The following is a 2,720-nucleotide window of genomic DNA, read 5'->3' on the forward strand; positions in this document are numbered from 1 at the left end:
GTCCGAGGCTGATCGCGGCCAGGCCGGGGAAGACGGCGAAGATGACCGTGAGCGGCAGGACGCCAAAGACAAGCGGCACCATCATGCCGATTTCCTTCTTGCCGGCGGACTCCATGAGCTCCCTCTTGGCTGTGTCCCGGACATCCTGTGCCTGCGCCCGGAGGACGTCGGCGAGGGGTGTTCCACGTTCGACGGCCACGATCATCCCGTCCACGAAACGGAGCAGCGGCCCTTGATCCGTCCTGGACGAGAACTCGTGGAGGGCTTCCACGAGGGGCTTGCCGGACCGGGTCTCGGCGAGGACACGGCCGAATTCCTGCGAGAGCTCCCCCCGCGCGCTGCGGCAGACCCTGTCCAGGGCACCGGTGGCACTTTCGCCGGCGCTGACGGCCAGGGCCATGAGTTCGGCGATGCTCGGAAACTCCGCCATCATCCGCGTCTCCCGTTTCTTGATGTGCGCGCCCAACAGGTAGTCCCGGAGCAGGAACCCGCCGACGGCGCTGCCCACGACGGCCACGACGGCGACGAACGGGCTGAAGCGGCCGATCGCACCGGCGAGCGCCACGACGCCGACGGCGAGGACGAATCCGCCGGCCGCCCAGAGGAGTTGCTCAGCCCGGAAGTCCACGGCTGTTTTGGCGCTGCCGGCGCGGGCGAGCCTGCGGTTTAACGCCGTCGCGCCAAGGTTGATCCGGCCCAGGGACCTGGCACCGTCCCGGAACGCCGGGCGGAGGATCCGTTCGAGCGGCCCAAACGGTGTGACGTTCCGCGGGGCGGTGCGCAAAAGCCGGGATTCGAGGCTGTGGGTTCTCAGCTGCGGTTCGATACGTTCGACGAACGTCGTTGGGCGCATGAAGGGGAGCCGGACGAGGAACAGCCACAGGCCCGCCCCGAGCATGGCCCCGCACACCGTGGCGCCGGCCATCAGGCCGGTCACCGGAGGACCCGCTGTTCTTCCGGCAGCGCCCCGATACGCAGCATGATGGCGTAGGACAGCAGGGAGACGGCAAGGCCGCCCAAAAGGACGGCAGCGCCGAGCGGGGTGTTGTACGCCATCACAGCCTCAGGACGGCTGGCCAGCAACACCAGGACAATCCAGGGCGCAGCGACGGCCAGGCGTGCGGCGTTGACGGTCCAGGATTGCCTTGCCTCCAGCTCACTCCGGGTCCTGGCACTTGCCCGCAGGAACTCCGCGAGGGTTCCCAGCAGCCTCCCGAGGTCCGAACCGCCCACCTCCCGGGTGAGCCGGAGGGCCTCGACGATCCGGTCCGCCACGGGATCGGCCAGACGGTCCTTGAGCCGGGTGAGTGAGGGATCGAATTGGCCTCCCGACCGGTAGTCGGAGCCAAAGTCCACAAACACGTGGCGAAGCTCCACGGGGCCCTTGTCGCCCAGCTGGATAAGGGCCTCCGGCAGCGACAGGCCGGCCCTGATGGCTGAGCGCAAATGGTCAACGACGTCGGGCCAGAGCTGGCGGAGGACAGCCGTGCGCTTTCTGGCACGCCACCGGACCATCGCCATCGGCAGCCAGCCGCCGAACAGGCCAAAACATGCCGAGATCGGCCAAGACCCGGTAACTGCGAAGAACGCGAGCGTTGTGAAGGCCCCGAGTCCAAGGCACGAGGCGAGCAGCCCTGCCGCGCTGACCTTTTCGATGCCCGCCGACCGCAGGAGGTCCTCAAGCCGGCTGGTCCGGGGCCTGCGCCGCACGCTCTCAGGCGTCTCCCATGCGGACCACCAGATCAGCAGGAGGCCGGCGCCGCCCACCATCCCGACCAGCGGCGCCATCACCGCTGCTCCAGCAGCGCCGCGACGTCGTACCCGGAGCGGGCAAACTTTTCCGCGGCGGGCATGGAGTTGGCCTTGGGCAGAAGCTGCCCGTCCGACATCGTGAACACCATGGATGACTCGATGATCCCGTTTTCCACCCGGCGGCCCAGGGACAGGATCTCGGTGACCTGCCGGCGCCCGCTGGCGTGCCTGCTGCAATGGACCACCAGATCGATGCAGGACGCGACGGTGGGCACTACGAACGCGCTGGAGATGTTGTCGCCGGCGAGCAGCGGCAGCGTGCAGATTTTTGTCACGGCATCATGGGCGGAGTTCGCATGCACGGTGCACATCCCGGGAAGCCCGGAATTCAAAGCGATGAGCATGTCCAGGCTTTCGGCCTCCCGGACTTCCCCGACCACCAGCCGGTCCGGCCGCATGCGCAGGGCCTCCTTGACCAGGCGGCGCAGCGGAATCTCCCCCTGCCCCTCCAGGTTCGGCTGACGGCACTGAAGGCCGACGACGTCGCGGAGCGGCAGCTGCAGTTCAAAGATTTCCTCCACAGTGATGACCCGTTCGCGGGTGCCGATGCTGGCGGCGAGGCAGTTGAGCATGGTGGTTTTGCCCGCCTGCGTGGCGCCCGAGACCAGGATGTTGAGGCCGCTGGCGACGGCCGCGCCGAGGAACCTGGCCGCCTGCGGGGTGAGCGTTCCCAGCTCCACCAGGTGCTCGAGCCGGCTGGCTTTGACGACGAACTTGCGGATGTTGATGGCCCAGTGACGCCGGGTGACGTCCGGGATCACGACGTGCAGCCTGGAGCCGTCCGGGAGCGCCGCATCCACGAACGGCGAGGACATGTCCAGGCGCCGGCCCGAGCTCTTCAGCATCCGTTCCACAAGGTCCCGGACCTGCTGGTCCGTCAGCGAAACGGAGGTCAGTTCCGATTCGCC

3 protein-coding genes are annotated in these 2,720 nt (G+C 68.1%); all 3 read right to left on the reverse strand.

Annotated elements, in window-relative coordinates:
• The coding region (locus tag LQV45_RS24450) for a type II secretion system F family protein (RefSeq protein ID WP_230009205.1) at positions 1-937 on the reverse strand (937 nt) is incomplete at its 3' end.
• Positions 934-1,788, reverse strand: a complete 855-nt coding sequence (locus LQV45_RS24455; protein WP_230009206.1) for a type II secretion system F family protein — start codon at positions 1,786-1,788, stop codon at positions 934-936. The genes LQV45_RS24450 and LQV45_RS24455, both read right to left, overlap by 4 nt.
• Positions 1,788-2,720: CpaF family protein (locus LQV45_RS24460; RefSeq protein WP_230009207.1), on the reverse strand; the 933-nt coding region annotated here is incomplete at its 5' end. The genes LQV45_RS24460 and LQV45_RS24455, both read right to left, overlap by 1 nt.

This window comes from Microbacterium sp. Bi128, from assembly GCF_918698205.1.

Coding starts and splice junctions, on each gene's coding strand:
- LQV45_RS24455 (WP_230009206.1), bottom strand. CDS start 1,788: ATGGCGCCGCTGGTCGGGATGGTGGGCGGCGCCGGCCTCCTGCTGATC.